The organism is Amycolatopsis sp. NPDC001319 (genome assembly GCF_042896185.1).
Taxonomy (GTDB): Bacteria; Actinomycetota; Actinomycetes; order Mycobacteriales; family Pseudonocardiaceae; genus Amycolatopsis.
On the sequence record NZ_JBIAWY010000001.1, the window covers coordinates 636,434 to 656,157 of the forward strand.

General features: G+C 69.6%; 20 protein-coding genes. 6 read left to right on the top strand and 14 right to left on the bottom strand.

What is annotated here, in order from left to right:
• Nucleotides 1–698 precede the first annotated feature (698 nt).
• From ACFY1H_RS03045 to ACFY1H_RS03060, 4 genes are all read right to left on the bottom strand, one after another.
• Nucleotides 699–1,367, bottom strand: a complete 669-nt coding sequence (locus ACFY1H_RS03045) for a DedA family protein (protein WP_360598142.1) — start codon at nt 1,365–1,367, stop codon at nt 699–701.
• A gap of 162 nt (nt 1,368–1,529) precedes the next feature.
• A complete protein-coding gene (locus tag ACFY1H_RS03050; RefSeq protein ID WP_366580256.1) occupies nt 1,530–2,354 on the bottom strand; it encodes a YceI family protein in 825 nt (274 codons plus the stop codon).
• Entirely contained in the window at nt 2,351–4,972 is a 2,622-nt protein-coding gene (locus ACFY1H_RS03055) for an MFS transporter (RefSeq protein WP_386944190.1), read from the bottom strand. The genes ACFY1H_RS03050 and ACFY1H_RS03055 overlap by 4 nt, the downstream gene beginning before the upstream one ends.
• Before the next feature lie 7 nt (nt 4,973–4,979).
• The gene (locus ACFY1H_RS03060; protein WP_285971553.1) at nt 4,980–5,504 is read right to left on the bottom strand and encodes a MarR family winged helix-turn-helix transcriptional regulator; all 525 of its coding nucleotides are present in this window, start codon (nt 5,502–5,504) and stop codon (nt 4,980–4,982) included.
• 245 nt (nt 5,505–5,749) lie between these two features.
• On the opposite strand from ACFY1H_RS03060, the gene ACFY1H_RS03065 reads away from it, so the two are divergent.
• Nucleotides 5,750–6,175 carry a PPOX class F420-dependent oxidoreductase gene (locus tag ACFY1H_RS03065; protein ID WP_366580260.1) on the top strand — a complete coding sequence of 142 codons (426 nt, stop codon included), beginning with the start codon at nt 5,750–5,752 and terminating at the stop codon, nt 6,173–6,175.
• Between the two features lie 88 nt (nt 6,176–6,263).
• A complete protein-coding gene (locus ACFY1H_RS03070) occupies nt 6,264–7,658 on the top strand; it encodes an FAD-binding oxidoreductase (RefSeq protein WP_386944193.1) in 1,395 nt (464 codons plus the stop codon).
• Nucleotides 7,659–7,719: 61 nt separating this feature from the next.
• Here ACFY1H_RS03070 and ACFY1H_RS03075 read toward each other — a convergent pair whose 3' ends face one another.
• The 4 genes from ACFY1H_RS03075 to ACFY1H_RS03090 form a co-directional block, all read right to left on the bottom strand.
• Entirely contained in the window at nt 7,720–8,433 is a 714-nt protein-coding gene (locus ACFY1H_RS03075; RefSeq protein ID WP_386944195.1) for a DedA family protein, read from the bottom strand.
• Between the two features lie 77 nt (nt 8,434–8,510).
• Complete coding sequence (locus tag ACFY1H_RS03080; RefSeq protein ID WP_366580263.1) at nt 8,511–8,912, bottom strand: hypothetical protein; 402 nt, start codon at nt 8,910–8,912, stop codon at nt 8,511–8,513.
• Nucleotides 8,913–8,951: 39 nt separating this feature from the next.
• Complete coding sequence (gene nagA / locus ACFY1H_RS03085; protein WP_366580265.1) at nt 8,952–10,142, bottom strand: N-acetylglucosamine-6-phosphate deacetylase; 1,191 nt, start codon at nt 10,140–10,142, stop codon at nt 8,952–8,954.
• Nucleotides 10,143–10,201: 59 nt separating this feature from the next.
• Nucleotides 10,202–10,777 carry a SigE family RNA polymerase sigma factor gene (locus ACFY1H_RS03090; RefSeq protein WP_285971557.1) on the bottom strand — a complete coding sequence of 192 codons (576 nt, stop codon included), beginning with the start codon at nt 10,775–10,777 and terminating at the stop codon, nt 10,202–10,204.
• A 170-nt stretch (nt 10,778–10,947) separates the two neighbouring features.
• Here ACFY1H_RS03090 and ACFY1H_RS03095 point away from each other — a divergent pair, with 170 nt between their 5' ends.
• Nucleotides 10,948–11,229, top strand: a complete 282-nt coding sequence (locus ACFY1H_RS03095; protein WP_386944842.1) for a YciI family protein — start codon at nt 10,948–10,950, stop codon at nt 11,227–11,229.
• A 3-nt stretch (nt 11,230–11,232) separates the two neighbouring features.
• Here the strand turns inward: ACFY1H_RS03095 and ACFY1H_RS03100 are convergent, their stop codons facing one another.
• The 5 genes from ACFY1H_RS03100 to ACFY1H_RS03120 form a co-directional block, all read right to left on the bottom strand.
• Nucleotides 11,233–12,183, bottom strand: a complete 951-nt coding sequence (locus ACFY1H_RS03100) for a PDR/VanB family oxidoreductase (protein ID WP_386944843.1) — start codon at nt 12,181–12,183, stop codon at nt 11,233–11,235.
• A gap of 64 nt (nt 12,184–12,247) precedes the next feature.
• On the bottom strand, nt 12,248–13,111 hold the full coding sequence (locus tag ACFY1H_RS03105) for a metal-dependent hydrolase (protein WP_386944198.1): 864 nt from the start codon (nt 13,109–13,111) through the stop codon (nt 12,248–12,250).
• Nucleotides 13,108–14,580, bottom strand: a complete 1,473-nt coding sequence (locus ACFY1H_RS03110) for a flavin-containing monooxygenase (RefSeq protein ID WP_386944200.1) — start codon at nt 14,578–14,580, stop codon at nt 13,108–13,110. The genes ACFY1H_RS03105 and ACFY1H_RS03110 overlap by 4 nt, the downstream gene beginning before the upstream one ends.
• An 81-nt stretch (nt 14,581–14,661) precedes the next feature.
• Nucleotides 14,662–15,135 carry a pyridoxamine 5'-phosphate oxidase family protein gene (locus ACFY1H_RS03115; protein WP_386944202.1) on the bottom strand — a complete coding sequence of 158 codons (474 nt, stop codon included), beginning with the start codon at nt 15,133–15,135 and terminating at the stop codon, nt 14,662–14,664.
• An 11-nt stretch (nt 15,136–15,146) separates the two neighbouring features.
• Nucleotides 15,147–16,034, bottom strand: coding sequence for an SDR family oxidoreductase (locus ACFY1H_RS03120; protein ID WP_386944204.1), 888 nt, complete (start codon nt 16,032–16,034; stop codon nt 15,147–15,149).
• Nucleotides 16,035–16,140: 106 nt separating this feature from the next.
• On the opposite strand from ACFY1H_RS03120, the gene ACFY1H_RS03125 reads away from it, so the two are divergent.
• Nucleotides 16,141–16,785, top strand: coding sequence for a maleylpyruvate isomerase N-terminal domain-containing protein (locus ACFY1H_RS03125; RefSeq protein ID WP_366580271.1), 645 nt, complete (start codon nt 16,141–16,143; stop codon nt 16,783–16,785).
• On the opposite strand, the gene ACFY1H_RS03130 is transcribed toward ACFY1H_RS03125, so the two are convergent.
• A complete protein-coding gene (locus tag ACFY1H_RS03130; RefSeq protein ID WP_386944206.1) occupies nt 16,782–17,696 on the bottom strand; it encodes an aldo/keto reductase in 915 nt (304 codons plus the stop codon). The two genes, ACFY1H_RS03125 and ACFY1H_RS03130, sit on opposite strands and share 4 nt — an antisense overlap.
• 61 nt (nt 17,697–17,757) lie before the next feature.
• On the opposite strand from ACFY1H_RS03130, the gene ACFY1H_RS03135 reads away from it, so the two are divergent.
• Complete coding sequence (locus ACFY1H_RS03135) at nt 17,758–18,579, top strand: LLM class F420-dependent oxidoreductase (protein ID WP_366580275.1); 822 nt, start codon at nt 17,758–17,760, stop codon at nt 18,577–18,579.
• A 113-nt stretch (nt 18,580–18,692) separates the two neighbouring features.
• Nucleotides 18,693–19,724, top strand: a complete 1,032-nt coding sequence (gene fbaA, locus ACFY1H_RS03140; protein ID WP_366580277.1) for a class II fructose-bisphosphate aldolase — start codon at nt 18,693–18,695, stop codon at nt 19,722–19,724.

The window sequence follows — 19,724 nt, forward strand, 5'->3', positions numbered from 1 at the left end:
AGCCCGCAAGCCCGCAAGCCCGGGCAGTTGCGGGTCGGTTTCCGTTGTGGCGCCGAACAACTCCGGTGATGGCTGTGCCTCACCGCGCTCGCGGTTTCTCGATACCGGCCGGGCGATCGGAGTTATCCACACCCTGGGTCCAGTTGTGGACAAGTCGGCGGTTTGCGGCCTTGGCCACCGGTTTTGTCGTACCCCGCCGGTAGACTGGGCATGGGACGTCCCCCCAGGGAGGGCGGGGGCCGTCCGGCGGTTGCTGGTGAGTGTTGGCACAGCAACTCAGCCAAAGAGGTCCGTGTGGGAGGGGCGTGCTGAGGCCACGCCGAAGCGGCGCGGGAAAAGGTGGACCGTGGCTGTATCGCCGCGAGGTCAGGGTCGTCGAAAGGCCGGGCGCGTGCCGCGTTGAGGACCGCTGGAACGTCAGGTTCAGAGCGGAAGGCCCGCCGGAAGTTCAGTGGTGAATCGCCGTGCCGCGGGGCGGTGGCAAGTCGTGCGAGGGACGGATCGGCGGTGCGCCCTCAGTCGAGTCGGTCGGGATGGCCGATCCGAAGGGCCTGGGGGCTGTGGACGCGACACGGTGCACAGGGGGCGATCGGTGTGGCCGAAGCTGCCGCGTGCTCAGCAGGTCTGTCGGCGTGGCCGCAGGGAACAGCGGAAGAAGCGTGGGCCAGCGGATCAGACGTGAAGCGAAGCCCGGAGCGTCATGCGTGGGCGTCGTCCGGTTCGTCCACCGGGCGGCGCATTTCCTGGCGGTACCGAAGCACCCCGTACCCCGTGCCCAGGACGAAGAACGCCACCGAGACCCACAGGGCGGCCGTCTTCAGCCAGGGGAGGGCGTCGAGTAGGCCGGCGCCGTAGTAGCCCAGCAGGACGAGCGTGGGGACCCACAAAAGGCCGCCCAGGCTGGTGGCCGCGAGAAACCGCCGGGGGTCCATGCGGGCGGCGCCGGCGATGAGTGGCGCGAGGGTGCGGATCCACGGGATCCACCGCGCCGCGACGATGGCGAAGAAACCCTTGCGGTCCAGGAAGCGTTGGGCGCGGTCGAGGTTGTGGCGGTTGAGCACTTTGCCGCCGCGGCGGGCGATGAAGCGGGTGCCCGTACTTCGGCCGATGTAGTAGCCCACCTGGTTGCCGCCGACGGCCACCACGAGGGCGGCGCCCGACAGGAGCCACGCGTTGGCGTCGGAGCCGTGCTGGGCGAGGACCACGCCGGCGCCGAACAGCAGGGAGTCGCCCGGCAGGAAGAGGCCGACGATGAGCGCGCATTCCACGAAGACGAACGAAAGCACGATCACCCAGACGAGCAGCGGACCGGCGGTGTCCAGCCAGCTCACGCCGACGCCGGCGGCCTCGATGCTTGCGGGGTTCACGCGAAGAGCCTACGTGGCTGCGATCGCCGGAAGAAAGGAACCATCGAATCCAGCCTTCCGGTCACTTTCGGTATTCCTGGAATGAACTGCGCGTTCACCAATGGACCAAACGAACGGGCCGCCCGGGACAGTTCCCCGGGCGGCCCGATTCTCGAAAAACCTCTAGAACTGCGGCAAGGACTCGCCTTGCACCGCTTCGATGTCCAGCTCCACCTTGACCGTGGTGCCGATCGCGGCGACGCCCGCGCGGACCATCGCGCTGTAGTTGATCGCGAAGTCGTTGCGGTGCAGCTGGGTCTCGGCGTGGAACGCGGCGCGCACGCCGCCCCACGGGTCCGGGCCGTGGCCCTGGTAGCGCAGGTCGAGCTCGACCTGGCGGCGCTCGCCGTGCAGGGTCAGCTCGCCCAGCAGCGCCCAGGTGTCCGTGCCGCGCTGCGAAATGCCCGTGCTCTCGAACGTGATCAGCGGGAAGGCCTCCACGTCGAGGAACTCGGCCGAACGCAGGTGGTCGTCGCGCATCTTGATGCCGGTCTCGATGCTGCCCGCCTTGATCTCGGCGCGCACCGTCGAACGCTCCACCGGCCGCGTGATGTCGATGCGCCCGCCGACGTCGGGGAAGCGCACCTTGATGCTCGCGATGCCCATGTGGCGGGCGGTCGCGACCACCGAGGAGTGCACCGGGTCGATCGTCCACGGGCCGGCCGGCGGCAGCTCCACGGCCTCGGCCACGGGGGCCAGGGCGATGTCGCCGAGCAGCCCGGCGCCGTCGGAACCGACCTGCACGGTGCGGGCCATCGGCGTGTACCCCGGCGCCGTGATCACGGCGGTGTAGACGCCCGGGGGCAGCGGATCGGTCGCCACCGCCCCCTTCGCGTCCGTGACCTGGCGCGCGATCTGACGGCCGTTGAGGTCGGTCACCGTGAGCACGGCGTTCTCGACCGGCCAGCCGCCGTTGGCGCGGAGCTGTGCGCGCAGGCCCCCGCTCATGAGCGGTCGACCAGCTCGTCGAGCGCCTGGTCGTAGCTCAGGCGCACGTTGTGCTCGGCCTCGCCGTCGGTGAGCGTCACCTGGCTGGTGGCCGGCGGGTAACCGCTCGCCACCACCGTGTAGGCGCCGACCGGCAGGTCGCTCACCACGTACCGGCCTTCACCGTCCGTGCGCGCGACCGCCGCGACGTTGCCGTTCGCGTCGAGCACGGTGATCCGCGCGTCCGGCACGATCCGGTCGCCCTCGGTGCGCGCGATGCCCTGCATCAGCACGGCACCGGCCAGCTCGACGTCGTGGCGCAGCACGCCGCTGTCGGGCACGGTCAGGGTGACCGCCACCGGGCGGTAGTGCGGGCCGCTCGCGACCAGCGTGTACTGCCCGGCACCGACGCCGCTGAAAATGTAGACGCCGTCGTCGGCCGTGATGAACGCGCCGTTGACCTCGCCGCGCGAGTCGGTGAGCGTCACGGTGGCGTTGGCCAGCGGGGAACCGATCCCCACGGACCGCACGACACCCGTCAGCTCGCCCGAGCCGGTGAGCGTCACGTCGAGCTTCGCCGGCCCGCCGCCGACCACCACACTGGAGGCCTGCGGCTGGTGGCCGGGCGCGGCCACGATCAGCACGTAGGTGCCCGGACCCTGCGTCGGCACGGAGTAGCTGCCGTCGCCGTTGCCGGTCGCCCGCGCCACCTGACGGCCCTGCTGGTCGATCAGCGTCAGCGCGGCGGCACCGACGTGGCTGCCGTCCTGCCGGCGCACGTGCCCGGTCACCGGGGGACCGCCCGCGCCCAGCGGCACGTCGATGCCCGCACCCGCGGCCGAGTTGGTGATCGGCATGGGCAGTGAGCCCGAAATCGCCTGCGGGTCGCCGTGACCGTTGCCGTTCATCGAGTGCCTTCCGCCTGCGCCGACGAGAACGGGTTCCCGCGGCTGTTCTTCGAAGAGCGAGCCCGGCTTGGCCGCCTGGTCGACGATGTCCGTCGGCGTCTCGTCCTCCTCGAGCAGCGCCTCGCCGCCCTCGACCGCCGCGGCGGCCGGGTTCATGCCCGCGAGCGGGATTTCCTTCAGGAAGCACAGGACGATCGTGGCCAGCAGCGCGACCGCGCCGGCGACGTAGAAGACCGTGGTGATCGAGTCGGTGAAGCCGATCAGGATCGGGGTCTTCAGCGCGTCCGGCAGCGTCTGGATGACGCTGGTGTTGGTCTGCAGGTCGGCCAGCTGCGCACCGGCACCGGCCGGCGGGTTGCCGCCGAACGCCTTGGTGATGTTGCCCGGCAGCACGTTGAACAGAATCGTCAGGAACACCGCGACACCGGCCGTACCACCGATCTGGCGGAAGAACGTGGCCGACGCCGTGGAGGCGCCCATGTCGCTGCGCGGACCGGCGTTCTGCACCGCGATGACCAGCGTCTGCATGCACTGGCCGAGGCCGAGGCCGATGATGGCCGCGGCGACCAGCGGGTGCCACAGCGGCGAGTTGTACTGCACCTGCGCGAAGAAGAACGCGCCGCCGGCGATCAGCAGGGTGCCGACGATCGGGAACACCTTGTAGCGCCCGGTCTTCGACATGATCCGGCCGGAGCCGATCGAGCTCAGCATCAGGCCGCCCATCAGCGGCAGCATCAGCAGACCGGACTCGGTCGGCGTGTAGCCCTGAACCACCTGCATGAACTGCGGGATCATCGTGATCGCGCCGAACATGGCGACACCGACGATGACACCACCGATGATCGCGACGGTGAACGTCGAGTTCTTGAACAGCCGCAACGGGATCAGCGCGGCGTCCTTCATCAGCTTCTCGACGAGGATGAACGCGACGATGCCGACGCCACCGATCACGTAGCAGATGATCGCCTTGAAATCGCCCCAGCCCCAGGTCTGGCCCTGTTCCGCGACGATCAGGAACGGCACCACGGCCACGACGAGCGAAAGCGCGCCCCACCAGTCGATCTTGTGCTTCTGCGGCACGTGCGGCACGTTCAGCACCTTGGCGACCACGAAGAGCGCGACGATGCCGATCGGCACGTTGATCAGGAAGACCCAGCGCCAGCCGGAGATACCGCCGAGGGTGTCGAAGCCGGCGAAGAAACCGCCGAGCACCGGACCGAGCACAGTGGACAGACCGAAGACGGCGAGGATGTAACCCTGGTACCGCGGGCGTTCGCGCGGCGGCACCACGTCACCGATGATGGTCATGGCCAGGGACATCAGACCGCCGGCGCCGAGGCCCTGCACCGCGCGGAACGCGGCGAGCTCGTACATCGACTGCGAGAACGTCGAAGCCAGCGAACCGGCGACGAAGATCGAGATCGCGGCGAGGTAGAACGGCTTGCGGCCGTAGATGTCCGACAGCTTGCCGTAGATCGGCGTGACGATCGTCGACGTGATCAGGTACGCCGTGGTGGCCCACGCCTGCAGGTCGAAGCCGTGCAGGTCGTTGGCGATCTTGACGATCGACGTACCCACGATCGTCTGGTCCAGCGCGGCGAGGAACATGCCGCACATGAGCCCGCTCAGGATCGTGACGATCTGGCGGTGGCTCAGCCGCGGCACACCGGCCGCGTCCACGACGGGTGCTCCCCCCCGTTGCTGAGGTTGTTTCTCGACGGTGGTGCTCATGCTGTTCCTAGGCCCCCTTGGAGTGCACCGAGTCCGCCGGCGCGGAGTCGGTCATGTCTGGAAAGTTGTTCTCGATACCGGTGTTGAGCCGCCCGAACAGCTCGTTGAGGGTCTCGCGATCCTCCTGGGTCCAGTCGCCGAGGACGTCGGCGAGCCAGAGGTTGCGCTGCTTGCGGTTCTCGTCGAAGACCCGCAGGCCTTCGGCGGTGGGCGCCAGCAAGCAGGCGCGGCCGTCTTCGGGGTCGGCCTGACGTTCCACCAGTCCGTGCTGCACGAGCGCGCTCGACTGCCTGCTGATGGTGGAGATTTCGGAGTGCAGGAACTCGGCGAGCTTGCTGGTGCGCTGCGGTCCCTCGTGGATGAGGCAGAAGAGGATCGCGTACGCGGCCCGCTCGATGCCGTCCGGACCCTGCTTGGAGACCTGGGACTTCGCCTTGGTGATCAGGCGCATGAAACGGACCAGCTCGTGTCCGAGCTGGTCGGCCAAGTCGAGCCCGTCCTTGGGCCGGGTGGCGGCGCTGTTCGGTGCCATTCGGTCGATCTTTCTCGCGGTGAAACGAACCGTTGTTTGGCGGCTGCAACTAGTTGCCTTAAGCAAGAGTGTGCCTGATCCGTGCTTGGCGCAAGCTCGCGGACCCCGGTTGTGTCGCATCACACTTTAGTTGTTGCATGCAAGCAGATATTCACCGGAGGGTGTTCGTCCGTTTTCTCCCGAGTCCGAAGGCCCTGGTCACGGTCGCGGGGAACAAGACGGGGCGTGCTGGGTTGGATAGGGGTATGACCGACGACACACCGCTGTACGACCTCATCGGCTCCCGGCGCAACGGCGTGCTGGCCACGCTCAAGCGTGACGGGCGGCCCCAGCTGTCCACCGTCAGCCACTACTTCGACGCCGCCGAGCGCAAGATCCTCGTGTCGATCACCGAGACGCGGGCCAAGACGAAGAACATGCGCCGCGACCCGCGCGTCAGCTACCACGTCGGCAGCGAGAACGGCTGGTCGTACGCGGTGGCGGAGGGCAAGGCCGTGCTGACGCCGGTCGCCGCCGCCAAGGACGACGCGACGGTGGAGGCGCTCATCGAGCTGTACCGCAAGATCGGCGGCGAGCACCCCGACTGGGACGAGTACCGCGCCGCGATGGTGGCCGACCAGCGGCTGGTGCTCACGATCAACGTCGACCGCGTCTACGGGCTCGCGCGCTGACGGGAGTCACGCCGGGCAAGTCGCCATCCGGCTGAAATTTGGAAATTCTATTCCGCACTGCGGAGATATCTGTGCTTACGATGAAGCCATGAGCACTGACGTCCTCCTGCAGCGACTACGCGACGAGCTCGGCAAGGAGGCCGTGCTCACCGATGCCGACGTGACCGCGAGCTACTCGCGCGACATGATGCCGCTCGCCGATTCCGGGAAACCGCTGGCGGTGGTGCTGCCCGCGGACACGGCGGGGGTGCAGGCCGTGGTCAAGGCGTGTGCCGAGGCGAAGGTGCCGGTGGTGCCGCGCGGGGCGGGTAGTGGCCTGTCCGGCGCGGCCAACGCCATCGACGGCTGCGTGGTCCTGGTCCTGACCAAGCTCGACGAGATCGTGGAGATCGACCCCGGCAACCGCCTGGCCGTGGTGCAGCCGGGCGTGGTCAACCTCGACTTCCGCACCGCCGTGGAGAAGCACGGCCTGTTCTACCCGCCCGACCCGTCGAGCTACGACTGGTGCACGATCGGCGGCAACCTCTCCACCAACGCCGGCGGCCTGTGCTGCGTGAAGTACGGCGTGACCACCGACTCCGTGCTCGGCCTCGAGGTCGTGCTGGCCGACGGGTCGCTGCTCAAGACCGGCCGCCGCACCGTGAAGGGCGTGGCGGGTTACGACCTGACGAAGCTGTTCATCGGCAGCGAGGGCACGCTCGGCGTGATCACACAGGCCACCGTGGCGTTGCGCCCGTTGCCGCAGGCGCCGGCGACGCTGGTCGCGGGCTTCAACACCACGGAGGCGGCTGGCGAGGCCGTGGCGCGGGTCGTGCGCGAGGGACTCGTGCCGTCGCTGCTGGAGATCATGGACGCGGCTTCGATCAAGGCGGCGGAGACCTACCTCAAGACCGACCTCGGCGCCGGATCCGACTGCCAGGCGCTGCTGCTGGCGCAGTCCGACGTCGGTGGCGAGGCCGCGTTGCGCGAGCTCGCCGTGCTGGAACAGATCTGCGCCGACTGCGGCGCCGACCTGGTCTACGCCACCGACGACCTCGAAGAGGGCAAGATGCTGCTGCAGGCCCGGCGCGTGGTCCTGACCGCGCTGGAGACCTACGGCATCTGGCTCACCGACGACGTCAGCGTGCCCCGCACCCGCATCGCCGAGCTGATCCGCGGCTGCGAGCAGGTGAGCGAGAAGGTGGGCCTGAAGATCGCCGTGGTCGGCCACGCCGGCGACGGCAACATGCACCCGACGATCGTCTACGCGCCCGACTCCGAGGACGAGTTCGCCCGCGCGCGGCAGGCGTTCGACGACATCCTGGAGATCGGCCTCTCGCTCGGCGGCACGGTGACCGGCGAGCACGGCGTCGGCAAGATCAAGCGCGATTGGCTGGCGCGCGAGATCGGGCCGGTCGGGATGCGGGTGCACCGGCAGATCAAGCAGGCGCTGGACCCGGAGAACGTGTTCAACCCCGGTTCGATGTTCTCGATGACGGACTGAGTTTTCACGCAAAACGGCGCCGATCCCCTGCTCGGGGCCGGCGCCGTTTTGTGCGTCCAGGTCAGTCGCGCACGCGCGGGATCCGCTGCGTGACCTCGGCGGCGTTCTCCTCCGGCGCGCCGACGCGGGCCTTCTTCTCGCGGCGGCCCTTGAGGTACTCGAACAGGATCGGGACCACGGACACGAGCACGATCAGCACGAAGATGGCGTCGACGTTGTCGCGGATGAAGCCGATGTTGCCCAGCAGCGAGCCCAGCACCGTGATGCCCGCGGCCCAGACGATGCCGCCCAGCACCGTGTAGGTGAAGTACCGCTTCGGGTCCATGCGGCCGATGCCGGCGATCCAGGTGATGAACGTCCGCACGAACGGCACGAACCGCGCCAGCACCACGGCCTTGGGCCCGTGGTGGTCGAGGAAGGCGTGCGTCTTGTCGACGTACTCCCTCTTGAAGAACTTCGAATCCGGCCGGTTGAACAGCTTCGGGCCGACGAAGTAGCCGATGTAGTACCCGCAGACGTTGCCGAGCAGCGCCGCGGCCGTCACCAGCACGCACACCACCCACAGGGGCGCCTGCAGCGTGCCGTTGGCGATGAACAGGCCCGCCGTGAACAGCAGCGAGTCACCCGGCAGCACCGGGAAGATGCTGCTCTCGATGAAGATGATGAGGCAGAGCACCGCGATGACCGGCACGGTCAGGCCGGACAGCAGCTGCTCCGGGTCCAGCCCCGACGGCAGGATGGACATGGTCGTCACTGTGCTCTGGGCGAGAATCACACCGAAAACGGTACAGGGTGACGCTGAGTGCCTTCACAGGGAGAACCACCGCAGGTAATGGGGGTTTTCCGGAATTGTCAGACGAGCGTGAGCAGCCCGATGACCGAACCAGCGGCCAAACCCAGCAACAGCGCCAGCAGCAGCACCCAGTGCGCGGGCAGCGGCGCGGGGCCGGGCGCGGCCTGGCGCACCGTCGCCGGGTCCGGTGCGGGAACCGGCCGAGCACCCGAGGCGACCGGCGCCGTCCGCTGGCCGGAGGCGTCGTCGAGGGCCGCGCGTTCGCGTTCGAGGGAGTCGGCCCCCGCGCCGGAGAGCAGGCCGTAGCGGGGCGGGAGCTCCTCGGTGGGGCCGGTCGCGCCGGCCGAGCCCGGGGCCGCCGAGGTCTCGGGGGCGGGCTGCGAGCTGGTGTGCGGGGCGAACACGGCCTGGGCGCGCAGGGCGTCGGCGAGCAGTCGCTCCGGGTCCTTCGGCTCGCTCATCCCTCTCCGTACTTCCCCGCGGGCGGCCCGCGTAGTCGCTTACGTGCTCAAGGTAGCCCGGCCGACCTCGGCGACCCACTCGCCCCGGCGCAGCACCCGGACCGGCCGCAGGTCGTCGTCGAGGATCACGACGTCGGCGGCGAGGCCCGGCCGCAGCGAACCCGTGCGGTCGGCGATGCCCAGCAGCTCGGCGGGCCGGCCGGAGGTTGCCCGGACGGCGTCGAGGACACCGAGTTTGGCACCCTTCACAAGGTTGCGGAAGGCGTTGTCCATCGTCAACGTGCTGCCGGCCAGTGATCCATTGTCCAGCGTCGCCACGCCGTCGTGCACGTCGACCTCGAGGCGGCCCAGGGTGTAGCGGCCGTCGGCGGCGTCGGTGGCCGACATGGCGTCGGTGATCAGCACGGTCCGGCCGCGCCCGGCGTGCTGCGCGGCCAGGCGCACCACGGTCGGGTGCAGGTGCACGAGGTCGCAGATGAGCTCGACCGTCACGCGCTCGTCGTCCAGCAGCACGCCGACCGGGCCCGGTTCGCGGTGGTGCAGGGGGCGCATGCCGTTGAACAGGTGCGTCGCCACGGTGGCGCCCGCGTCGATGGCCGGCCCGAGCTGCTCGGCGAGGCCGTCGGTGTGCCCGATCGCGGCCGTCACGCCCGACTCGGCGAGCTGGCGCACGGCCTTCACGCCACCGTTGAGCTCCGGGGCGAGCGTGACCATGCGGATCGCGCCGGCGCCCGCGCGCAGGAGCTTCTCGACGGTGCCGGTGTCCGGTTCACGCAGCGTGTCCGGATCGTGCGCACCGCAGCGGGCGCGCGAGATGAACGGGCCTTCGAGGTGGATGCCGGCGAGCTCGCCTTCCTGCACGAGCTCGCGCAGCGCCGCGATCTGCTCGGTCAGCAGGTCGATCGGGTCCGAGACCAGGCTCGCGAGCGTCGTCGTGGTGCCGTGGCGCCGGTGCGCGCGCACGGCCGTGAGGATCTCGTCGGGGTCCAGAGTGGAGAACGAAGCGCCGCCACCGCCGTGGCAGTGGGTGTCGACGAACCCGGGCACCACGAGCGCTCCGCCCACGTCGACGACCTCGGTCTCGGGGCCACCCGGCGGCGTCCCCGTGCCGACCGCGGCGATCCGCCCGTCGGACACGGCGAGCCAGCCGTCGTCGAGTACGCGGTCGGGGGCGACGACCCGGCCGCCCGTGATGACGAAGTCTCCGGCGTGCTTCACGCCCTCCAGCATATATTGGTCTGGACCAGACATGGCTACGCAACTCGGTGATCGAGATTGGTCCACCCGGGTCACTGTGGGGTCTGCATCGCCTTCTGCAGGGCCTCCAGCGCCCGGCTGGCGGTCGATTTCACCGTACCCTTGGAGATGCCGGCGGCCTCGGAGATCTCGGCCTCGGACAGCCCTCCGTAGTACCTCAGCACCAGCACCTCGCGCTGGCGCGGCGGGAGCTTCGAAAGGGCGCTGACCACGGCTTGGTGCTCGCTCGACAGCATCGCGAGGCTCTCCGCGGACCGCGCGTTCACGGCGTGCGGAGGCACGTATTCACGGGCGGTTTTCCGCCGCCGCAGCACGCTGCGTGAGCCGTTGACCACGGCCGTGCGCAGGTAGCCGACGGCCGCGGCCGCGTCGCGCAGCCGGCCCCAGTTGCGGTGCAGACCGGTGAACGCCTCCTGCACCACATCCTCGGCCGTGGCCGGTTCGTCGACCAGCAGGATCGCCAGCCGCACGAGCCGCATCCGGTGCTGGCGGTACAGGTCCTCCAGGGTCAGCGGTGCGGCCGGCTGCTGCGGCGGCACCGGCCCGTCCATGGTCCGCAGGTGCCCGAGGGTCGCCTCGACACTGCGTTCCGCGTTGCCCTCCAGCATGTACCCCTGCCTGCCTGTTCTCGACCCCTGTGGTGCCCCTGCGCCGAGCTGCTGACGCAGCCCTAGCGTATCGGGTGAGCTCGGTCCCGCCACTGGTCGGATGCTGGGACCACGAGGTGTTGCCCGGTAGCGTCGGCAGCGTCACCAACGCACCCACCCGGGAGATCCACATGGCCTGGTACCTGGTCGAAATCCGTTACGTGCAGGAGAAGGTGGCCGACGTCCGGCCCCGTCACCGTGAGTGGTTGAGCCAGCACTCCGCCGAAGGCCGCGTGGCCGTCGCGGGACCGCTCGCCGACGGCTCCGGTGGTCTGGTCCTGTGGCAGGCCGAGGACGAGGCGGCGCTCGAGGAGCTGATCGGCAAGGACCCGTACCAGCTCGAAGGCGTCGTCGCCGAACGCTCGATCCGGGAGTACAAGCCGGTGCTCGGCGCTTGGGTGCCGCAGGTGTAGCACCTACAGCTCCAGGACGGCGGGTCCGCGGTCCACGCAGATCCGCACCGACCCGCCGTCCGGGGTCGCCACGGCACACGTGCCGCAGAAGCCCTGGCGGCAGGAGAACGCCACGTCAGGCAGCACTTCGCGCACCACGTCGAGCGTCGAACGGTCGGCCGGCACGGCGAGCGTGCGGCCGCTGCGGCGCAGGACCACGGTGTACGGCCGTCCGCCGACGATCGGCGGGGTCGAGAAGCGTTCGAAGTACACGGCCCTGGCGCCGGTGAGCTCCAGGTCCACTCGGACGCCGGTGATCATGGGCGTCGGCCCGCAGCAGTAGACCGAGGCGCCGTCGGGGACACCTTCGAGCAGTTCCGCGCCCGAGGCGGGGATGCCGTACTCGGTGTCCGGGCGCAACCACACGCGATCCTCGGGCAAATCCGAAAGTTCTTCCACAAACGGCATCGACGCGCGGCTGCGTCCCGTGTAGACGAGCCGCCAGTCGACACCGCGGGCCTCGGCCGCGCGGACCATCGGCAGGATCGGCGTGATGCCGATGCCGCCGGCGATGAAGACGTAGGACTCGGCGGCGACGAACGGGAACGCGTTGCGCGGTCCGCGCACGTCGACCTTGGTGCCGGGTTTGAGCGTGTGCACCTCACTCGACGCTTCGCCGATCCGCCGGACGGCCACGCGATAGTGCGTGAGGTCGCCGGGGTCGCCGCAGAGCGAGTACTGCCGGACCAGCCCCGACGGCAGCCTGAGGTCGAGGTGCGCGCCCGGCCGCCAGCCCGGCAACGGCTCGCCTTCGGGCCGCGTGAGCCGCAGGGACACGACGTCGTCGGCCTCGGGCCGGACGGTGGTCACGACCAGCGGTAACGTCCGGTCCACGGCCTGCACGGGCGGACGGCGCCGGCCGGAGTAGCGGGCGAGCTGCCGGTAGACCGCGCCGACACCGGCCAAAGTGGACATCAGCCGGTCGCGGCGGCCCGAGCCGTCGAGCCGCGGCGGGAAGTCGGGGATCACTTCGGTGCGGTCACTTCGGAGCGTCGGCCGCCCGGGCCGCGGGTGAGCTCGCCAGGTACGCCACGGCCTGGTCGGTGTTGCCGGTCTCCGTCGGGTGGTACGAGCGCCGGAAGTACGGCCGGATCTCCCGCAGCAGCTGGCGCGGCGCGGGCACCACGCCCTTCTTCGCGGCCTTCAGGTACGCGCGCCAAGACGCGCGCCCCGGCCGCGTCGGGTCGTTGCGCATGAGGAACTTCGTGCCCCGCACGAAAACCCACGCCAGCGCCGGCGTCACCACGGCCATGCTGCGCACACGGCGCGAGTAGCGGCCGTCGAGGTGGCAGAACAGGTCGTAGGCCACGGACCGGTGCTCGACCTCTTCGGCGCCGTGCCAGCGGAGCAGGTCGAGCATCGTCGGGTCGGAGCCGGCGGCGTCGAGCGCCTTCGCGTCGAGCACCCACTGGCCGAGGAACGCCGTGTAGTGCTCGATCGCGGCGATCAGCGCGAGCCGTTCGACGAGCCATTCCTCGCCGGCGCCCGGACGATCGCCCAGCAGGCGACGGAACAGCCACTCCATCTGCGCGACGTACGGCCGCACGGGCAGGCCCGCGGCTTCGAGGTGCTCCGCGGCGCCGTCGTGGGCCTCGGCGTGCATGGCCTCCTGGCCGATGAAGCCGAGGACGTCCTCCTTGAGGCGCTCGTCGCGGATCAGCCGCACGGCCTGCTTGAAGACCTCGACGAACCAGCGTTCGCCTTCGGGCAGGGCGATGTGCAGCACGTTGATGCTGTGCGTGGCCTGCGGTTCGCCGGGGATCCAGTGCATCGGCAGCTCGGCCCAGTCGAACTTGACGTCACGCGCGTGCAGCACGATCTGTTCGTGGTCGGCCGAGGTCACGACGGCCTCCCGGACAGCTCGTAGTCGCTCGGCTCCACCCGCCGCGTCTCGAGCCAGTACTTCCACGTGAAGCCGGGCCAGATCGTGCGGTTCACGCCCTTGGCGTCGAGGTACCAGCTCGTGCAGCCGCCCTGCGTCCACACGCCCTTGACTAGCTTGTCCTGGATCTCGTTCTGGAACCGGTCCTGCACGGACGGGCGCACGTCGAGCGCGGCGGCACCGTGGGAGTCGGCGAGCTTGATCGCGTCGACGACGTAGCGCGACTGCGACTCGATCATGAACACCACGGAGTTGTGGCCCAGCGCGGTGTTCGGGCCCAGCAGGAAGAACAGGTTCGGGAACCCGGCGACGGTGATGCCCTTGTGCGTGCGGATGCCTTCCGTGGCCCAGGTTTTCGCGAGGCTGCGGCCTTCGACTCCGGTGATGTCGAGGTACTCCAGCGCATCCGTGACGTGGAAGCCGGTGCCGTAGACGATCGCGTCGACCTCGTGCTCCACGCCGGCTTCGTCCACGACGCTGTTCGTGCGCACCTCGCGGATGCCGTCGGTGACCACGTCGACGTTCGGTCGGTCGAGGGCCGGGTAGTAGTCGTTGGAGATGAGCACGCGCTTGCAGCCCATGGTGTAGTCCGGCGTCACCTTGCGGCGCAGCTTCGGGTCGCGGATGCCCTTCGCGATGTGGCGGCGCGCGATCGATTCGGCCGCGTGCATGAGCTTCGGGTGCCCGTTGAAGCCGATCGCGCGTGCTTCGAGCAGCCAGTACAACGCGTTGCGGTACAGGCGTTGCGTGCCCGGCACGTAGCGGAACAGCTGCTTCGCCCAGCCGGGCATCGCGTGGTCCGGCTTCGGCATGATCCACGGCGGCGTGCGCTGGAACAGCGTCAGCTCGGCCACTTCGGGAGCGATCTGCGGCACGAACTGGATCGCGCTCGCACCCGTGCCGACCACCGCGACCTTCTTGCCGCGCAGGTCGAACTCGTGGTTCCACTGCGCCGAGTGCCACGTCCGGCCCGTGAACTTCTCGATGCCCGGCAGCTTCGGGATCGACGGGATGTGCAGCCCGCCGACGCCGGAAACCAGGAACTGCGCGGAGAATTCGTCGCCACTCTTGGTCTCGACGGTCCAGCGGCGCTCGCCCTCGTCCCAGTGGGCGCCGGTGATCTCCACGCCGAACCGGATCCGCTCGCGCAGCCGGTACTTGTCGGCGACGCCCTTGAGGTAGCCGAAGATCTCCGGCTGCGGCGAGAACGAGCGTGACCAGTCGGGGTTCTGCTCGTAGGAGAACGAGTACATGTGCGACTGGACGTCGCAGGCGCACCCGGGGTACGAGTTGTCCCGCCAGGTGCCGCCCACTTCGTCGGCCTTCTCCAGGATCACGTAGTCCCGGATGCCGGCCTTTTCGAGCTGGATCGCCTGCCCGAGCCCGGAAAACCCGGTGCCCACGATCACGACCTTGAACCGCTCGGTCATCTGTCGGCCTCCGCTGCGCTGGGGGTCTGCCGCAGATAACGTTACCTCAAGTAACAGTTACTCGAAAGTACCTGCTACCCGCTAGTACGTTCCGCCGAGCTTCGTGTGGTCCCACGAGACGACCTTGGTCGGGTGGAAGATCAGGCCGATGCGCTTCGGGGCCTGGCGGCCGATGAACTCGCTGAGCTCGGCGGGCACGGGGTCGCCCGGCTTGGCGCCCGCGTAGCGCTGCATGAGCGTGATGCCCATGCCGGTGACCTTGTCGGTGTCCTCGACGATCTGCACGTCGGACTCGATCGAGACGCCGCGCAGCTTCTCGTAGGAGTCGCCGCTTTCGATGAGCACGGTGGCCTCCGGCAGGCGGCGCAAGTTCTTCGCCTTCTGCGAGCTGCCGTACGTCCACGTCGCGACGCCGTCCTCGTGCGGGAAGTACCACAGCGGTGCCAGGTGGGGCCGGCTGTTCGGCCCGACCGTGGCGACGTTGATGACCTTCTGCTCGTCGAGGTAGGCCCGGATCTCCTCGGGCGTCATGCGGATCTGGTCGCGACGCGACATGTGCGGCTCCTCTAGCTCTTCCCGGTGGCCGCGCGGCCGCCGTGGCCGGTCACCGCCGACTCGTACGCGCCGCGCTTTTCGATGTCCTCCAGCGCGGCCTTGTCCGCCGCCGGCACGCGGGCCCGCGAGCCGAGCTCGATGATCGGCGGCAGGAACGCGCGCAGCAGCTTGAGGCCGCCGACCCAGCGTGGCACGTGGATCGTCCGGGCGCGCTTGAGGATGCCGGCTTCGAGGTCGTCGAGCGCCACGTCGAGCGGGTACGTCTTCCCGATCAGTCCCGGCATCGACGCCCGCAGCTTCCCGAACACCGGGTGCGCGTCGGCGCTTTCGACCAGGTCCGTGCGGATCCACGTGGGGTGCGCGACGCCGACCTTCACACCCAGGTGCGCCACCTCGGCGCGCAGGCTGTTGGAGAACGCTTCGACGCCCGCCTTCGCTGCCGCGTAGTTCGCCATGCCGGGCGCGTGGGTGATCGCGGCCAGCGACGAGATCGCGAGCAGGTAGCCGCGCCGCTCGATCACGTGCGGCAGCGTCACGCGGAACGTGCGCCACACCCCGAGCAGGTCGACCTCGATGACCTTCTCGAACGCCCGCGGGTCCACGCTTCGCACGAAGCCGGCCGTGGCGATCCCGGCGTTGGCGATGACGATGTCGATCCCGCCGAAGTGCTCCACCACGCCCTGGGTGGCCGCTTCGAGATCGTCCCAGCTGGTCACGTCGGCTTCCCACGCCTTGGCGTTCGGCCCGATCTTCTCGGCGACCTTCGCCTGCTCGTCCGCCTCCAGGCCGACCAGTGCGACCTTGGCCCCACGCGCGGCCAGCCGCTCCGCCAGCCCGGCCCCGATGCCCCGCGCGGCCCCGGTGATCAGCACGACCTTGCCGTCCACGTTCTTGACCACTGGTGCCCTCCTCGGCGTGCGTTTCCGCTTGTGGAGGGGACGGTACCCCAACCTACCCGGGGTAAGCTACTTATCGGTAGGTTGCGGTGGGTGGTTGGGTACGGGCATGGATGACGCACCCGTGGGGGATCTCGACCAGCCGTTTCTCGACGCCGCGGCGGTCTGTTCGACGTTGTTGCGGCTCGACGTCGTCCGGGAGCGCTGGGCCGAAGCCAGCGCGTTGCCGGAGCTTTCGGTGGGTGCGCTGGCCTGCCACCTCGCGCGCCAGGTGACGCGCGCGGCCGAGCTGCTCGCGGTCCCGTCGACCCTGCCGGTGCTCGCCGCGGTCGACGAGCACTACGCGCGCGCCGCCTGGGTCACGTCGACCTCGCTCGCCGATCAGGCCAACGACCGCACCACCGACGACGCCGAGGCCGAGCGTGGTTTCGACTGGATGCTCGCGCGGTACGACGACGACCGCGCCTTGGTCGCGCGGCTCTTGCGGGGCGAGGCGGCGGAGCGGGTGGATCTCCCGTGGCAGGGCTGGTCGTTGTGCCGCAACGACTTCCTGCACACCCGCCTGCTGGAGCTCGTCGTCCACTCCGCCGACCTCGCCGCGAGCGTCGACCGGCCGGCGCCGGACTTCCCCGACGCGGCCTTCGCACCCGTGCTCGCGTTGCTGTCCCGGCTCGCCGTCCGCCGGCACGGTCAGGGCGCGGTCGTCAGCACCCTGACCCGCCGGGAGCGGGCGCGGAACATCAGCGCGTTCTAGACCGACGCCTTGCTCAGCATCTCGACCTCGACACCCGTCAGCTCCAGCTCCACCGACGCCACGAGGTCCGTGAGCTGCTCCGGCGTCCGCGCGCTCGCGATGGGCGCGGCGACCGTCGGCTGCACGCGCAGCCAGGCCAGTGCCACCGAGGCGACGGACGCGCCGTGCGCCGAGGCGATCGAGTCCAGTGCGGCCAGCACGCGCTCGCCGCGGTCGTCGAGGTACGCGATCGCGCGCGGGGCGCGGGGCGAGTCGCCGGGCTCGTCGGCCGAGCGGTACTTGCCGGTGAGGAAACCCTTGGCCAGCGCGAAATACGGCAGGGTCGAGAGGCCCTCGCGGGAGACCGTCGGGGCGAGGTCGTTCTCGTAGTCCCGCTCCACCAGGTTGTAGTGCGGCTGCAGGGCCACGTAGCGCGCAAGGCCTTCACGGTCCGAAATGGACAGTGCCTCGGTCAGCCGCTCCGCCGAGTAGTTCGACGCCGCGATGTAGCGCACCTTGCCCGCGCGCACGAGCGAGTCGAACGCCGACAGCGTTTCCTCGAGCGGCGTGTCCTGGTCGTCCCGGTGTGCGTAGTACAGGTCGATGTGGTCGGTTTGCAGGCGCCGCAACGAATCCTCGGCGGCGGCCGTGATGTTGGCCGCAGACAGACCCGGGCGCTGGTCCCACGCGCCGACCTTCGTGGCGACCACGATGTCGTCGCGGCGGCCGCGCTTGGTGAGCCAGTTGCCGATGATCGTTTCCGAACCGCCGCCACCGCCGTACACGTCCGCGGTGTCGAGGAAGTTGCCGCTGGCTGAAGCGTAGGCGTCGAGAACCGCGTGGGAAGTCGCTTCGTCCGCGGTGAAGTTGAAGACGTTGCAGCCGAGGTTGAGGCCGTAGACGTCGAGGTCCGAGTTGCCGAGCTTGGTCATGCCACGAAACTACAACCGAGACCCGGAAGAATCCGCCGGGCGACGGGTGTTGGGATGGGTTATGGCTATCGAACTGGGCAGGATCGGCATTTGGCGCAGCGCCACGCAGACGAACGGCGAGTTCGCGGCGGAGGTGGAGAAGCTCGGCTACGGCGCGGTGTGGCTCGGCGGCTCGCCGGGCGGCGACCTGGCGATCGTCGACGAGCTGCTCGGCGCGACCGACCACCTCGCCGTCGCGACCGGCATCGTCAACATCTGGGCCGACACGCCCGAGTCCATCGCGAAGGCGTTCCACCGCATCGAGGCGAAGCACCCGGGCCGGTTCCTCCTCGGCATCGGTGCGGGCCATCCGGAGGCGACGCAGGAGTACAAGAAGCCCTACGCCGCCCTCGTTGAATATCTCGACGGCCTCGACGCGGCGGGCGTCCCGCAGGCGTCGCGCGCGCTCGCGGCGCTGGGCCCGAAGGTGCTGAAGCTGTCGGGCGACCGCACCGCCGGCGCGCACCCGTACCTGACCATCCCGGAGCACACGCGCTCCGCCCGCGAGATCCTCGGCGCGGGTCCGCTGCTCGCCCCCGAGCACAAGGTCGTGTTCGACACCGACCCGGAGCGCGCGCGGGCGCTCGGCCGCAAGACCGTGCAGTTCTACCTGCAGCTGTCCAACTACACGGCCAACCTGCGCAAGCTCGGCTTCACCGAGGAAGACCTCGCCGGCGACGGCAGCGACCGCCTCGTCGACGCCCTCGTGCTGCACGGCGACGCCCCGGCCATCGCGGCGGGCGTGCGCGCGCACCTCGACGCGGGTGCCGACCACGTGAACATCCAGGTCTTGAACGAGGACCCGTTCCCGGCATACCGGGCGCTGGCGGCGGAGTTGTTCTGAATCGTTCCACGTGAGGATGTCCATAGGCGTTCCAAATGAGGTGGACCGGCCCACGCGGCCGGTCCACCTCGTACGATGCGGCTGAGAAGCCAGTCAGTTCCGAGGAGGAAACGATGCCCATCGCCACCCCCGAGGTCTACGCGGAGATGCTCGACCGGGCCAAGGCGAACGAGTTCGCCTACCCGGCCATCAACGTGACCTCGTCGGAGACCGTGAACGCCGCGATCCGCGGGTTCGCCGAGGCGGAGAGCGACGGGATCATCCAGGTCTCCACCGGCGGCGCCGAGTTCGCCTCCGGCCAGAAGGTCAAGGACATGGTCACCGGCGCGTCCGCGCTGGCCGAGTTCGCGCAGGTCGTGGCGGCGAAGTACGACGTGAACGTCGCGCTCCACACCGACCACTGCCCGAAGGACAAGCTCGACGGTTTCGTCCGTCCGCTGATCGAGATCTCGGCCGAGCGCGTGAAGAACGGCCAGAACCCGCTGTTCCAGTCGCACATGTGGGACGGCTCCGCGATCGACCTCGACGAGAACCTGCAGATCGCGCAGGAGCTGCTCGCCAAGACGGCCGCCGCGAAGATCATCCTCGAGGTCGAGATCGGCGTCGTCGGCGGCGAGGAGGACGGCGTCGCGCACGACATCAACGAGAAGCTCTACACCGCCGAAGGCGACTTCCTGAAGACCATCGACGCCCTCGGTTCGGGCGAGAACGGCCGCTACCTGCTGGCCGCGACCTTCGGCAACGTCCACGGCGTCTACAAGCCCGGCAACGTCAAGCTCCGCCCCGACGTGCTCAAGGGCGGCCAGGAAGCGGCCGCCAAGAAGCTCGGCCTCGACGCCGGCGCCAAGCCGTTCGAGCTGGTCTTCCACGGCGGCTCGGGCTCGCTCCCCGAGGAGATCCGCGAGGCGGTGACCTACGGCGTCGTCAAGATGAACGTCGACACGGACACCCAGTACGCCTTCACCCGCCCGATCGTCGACCACTTCTTCAAGAACTACGACGGCGTGCTCAAGATCGACGGCGAGGTGGGCAACAAGAAGGTCTACGACCCGCGCTCCTACCTCAAGGCCGCCGAGGGTGGCATGGCGGCTCGCGTGGTCGAGGCTTGCCAGGCCCTGGGCTCGGCCGGGACGAAGGTCAAGTAA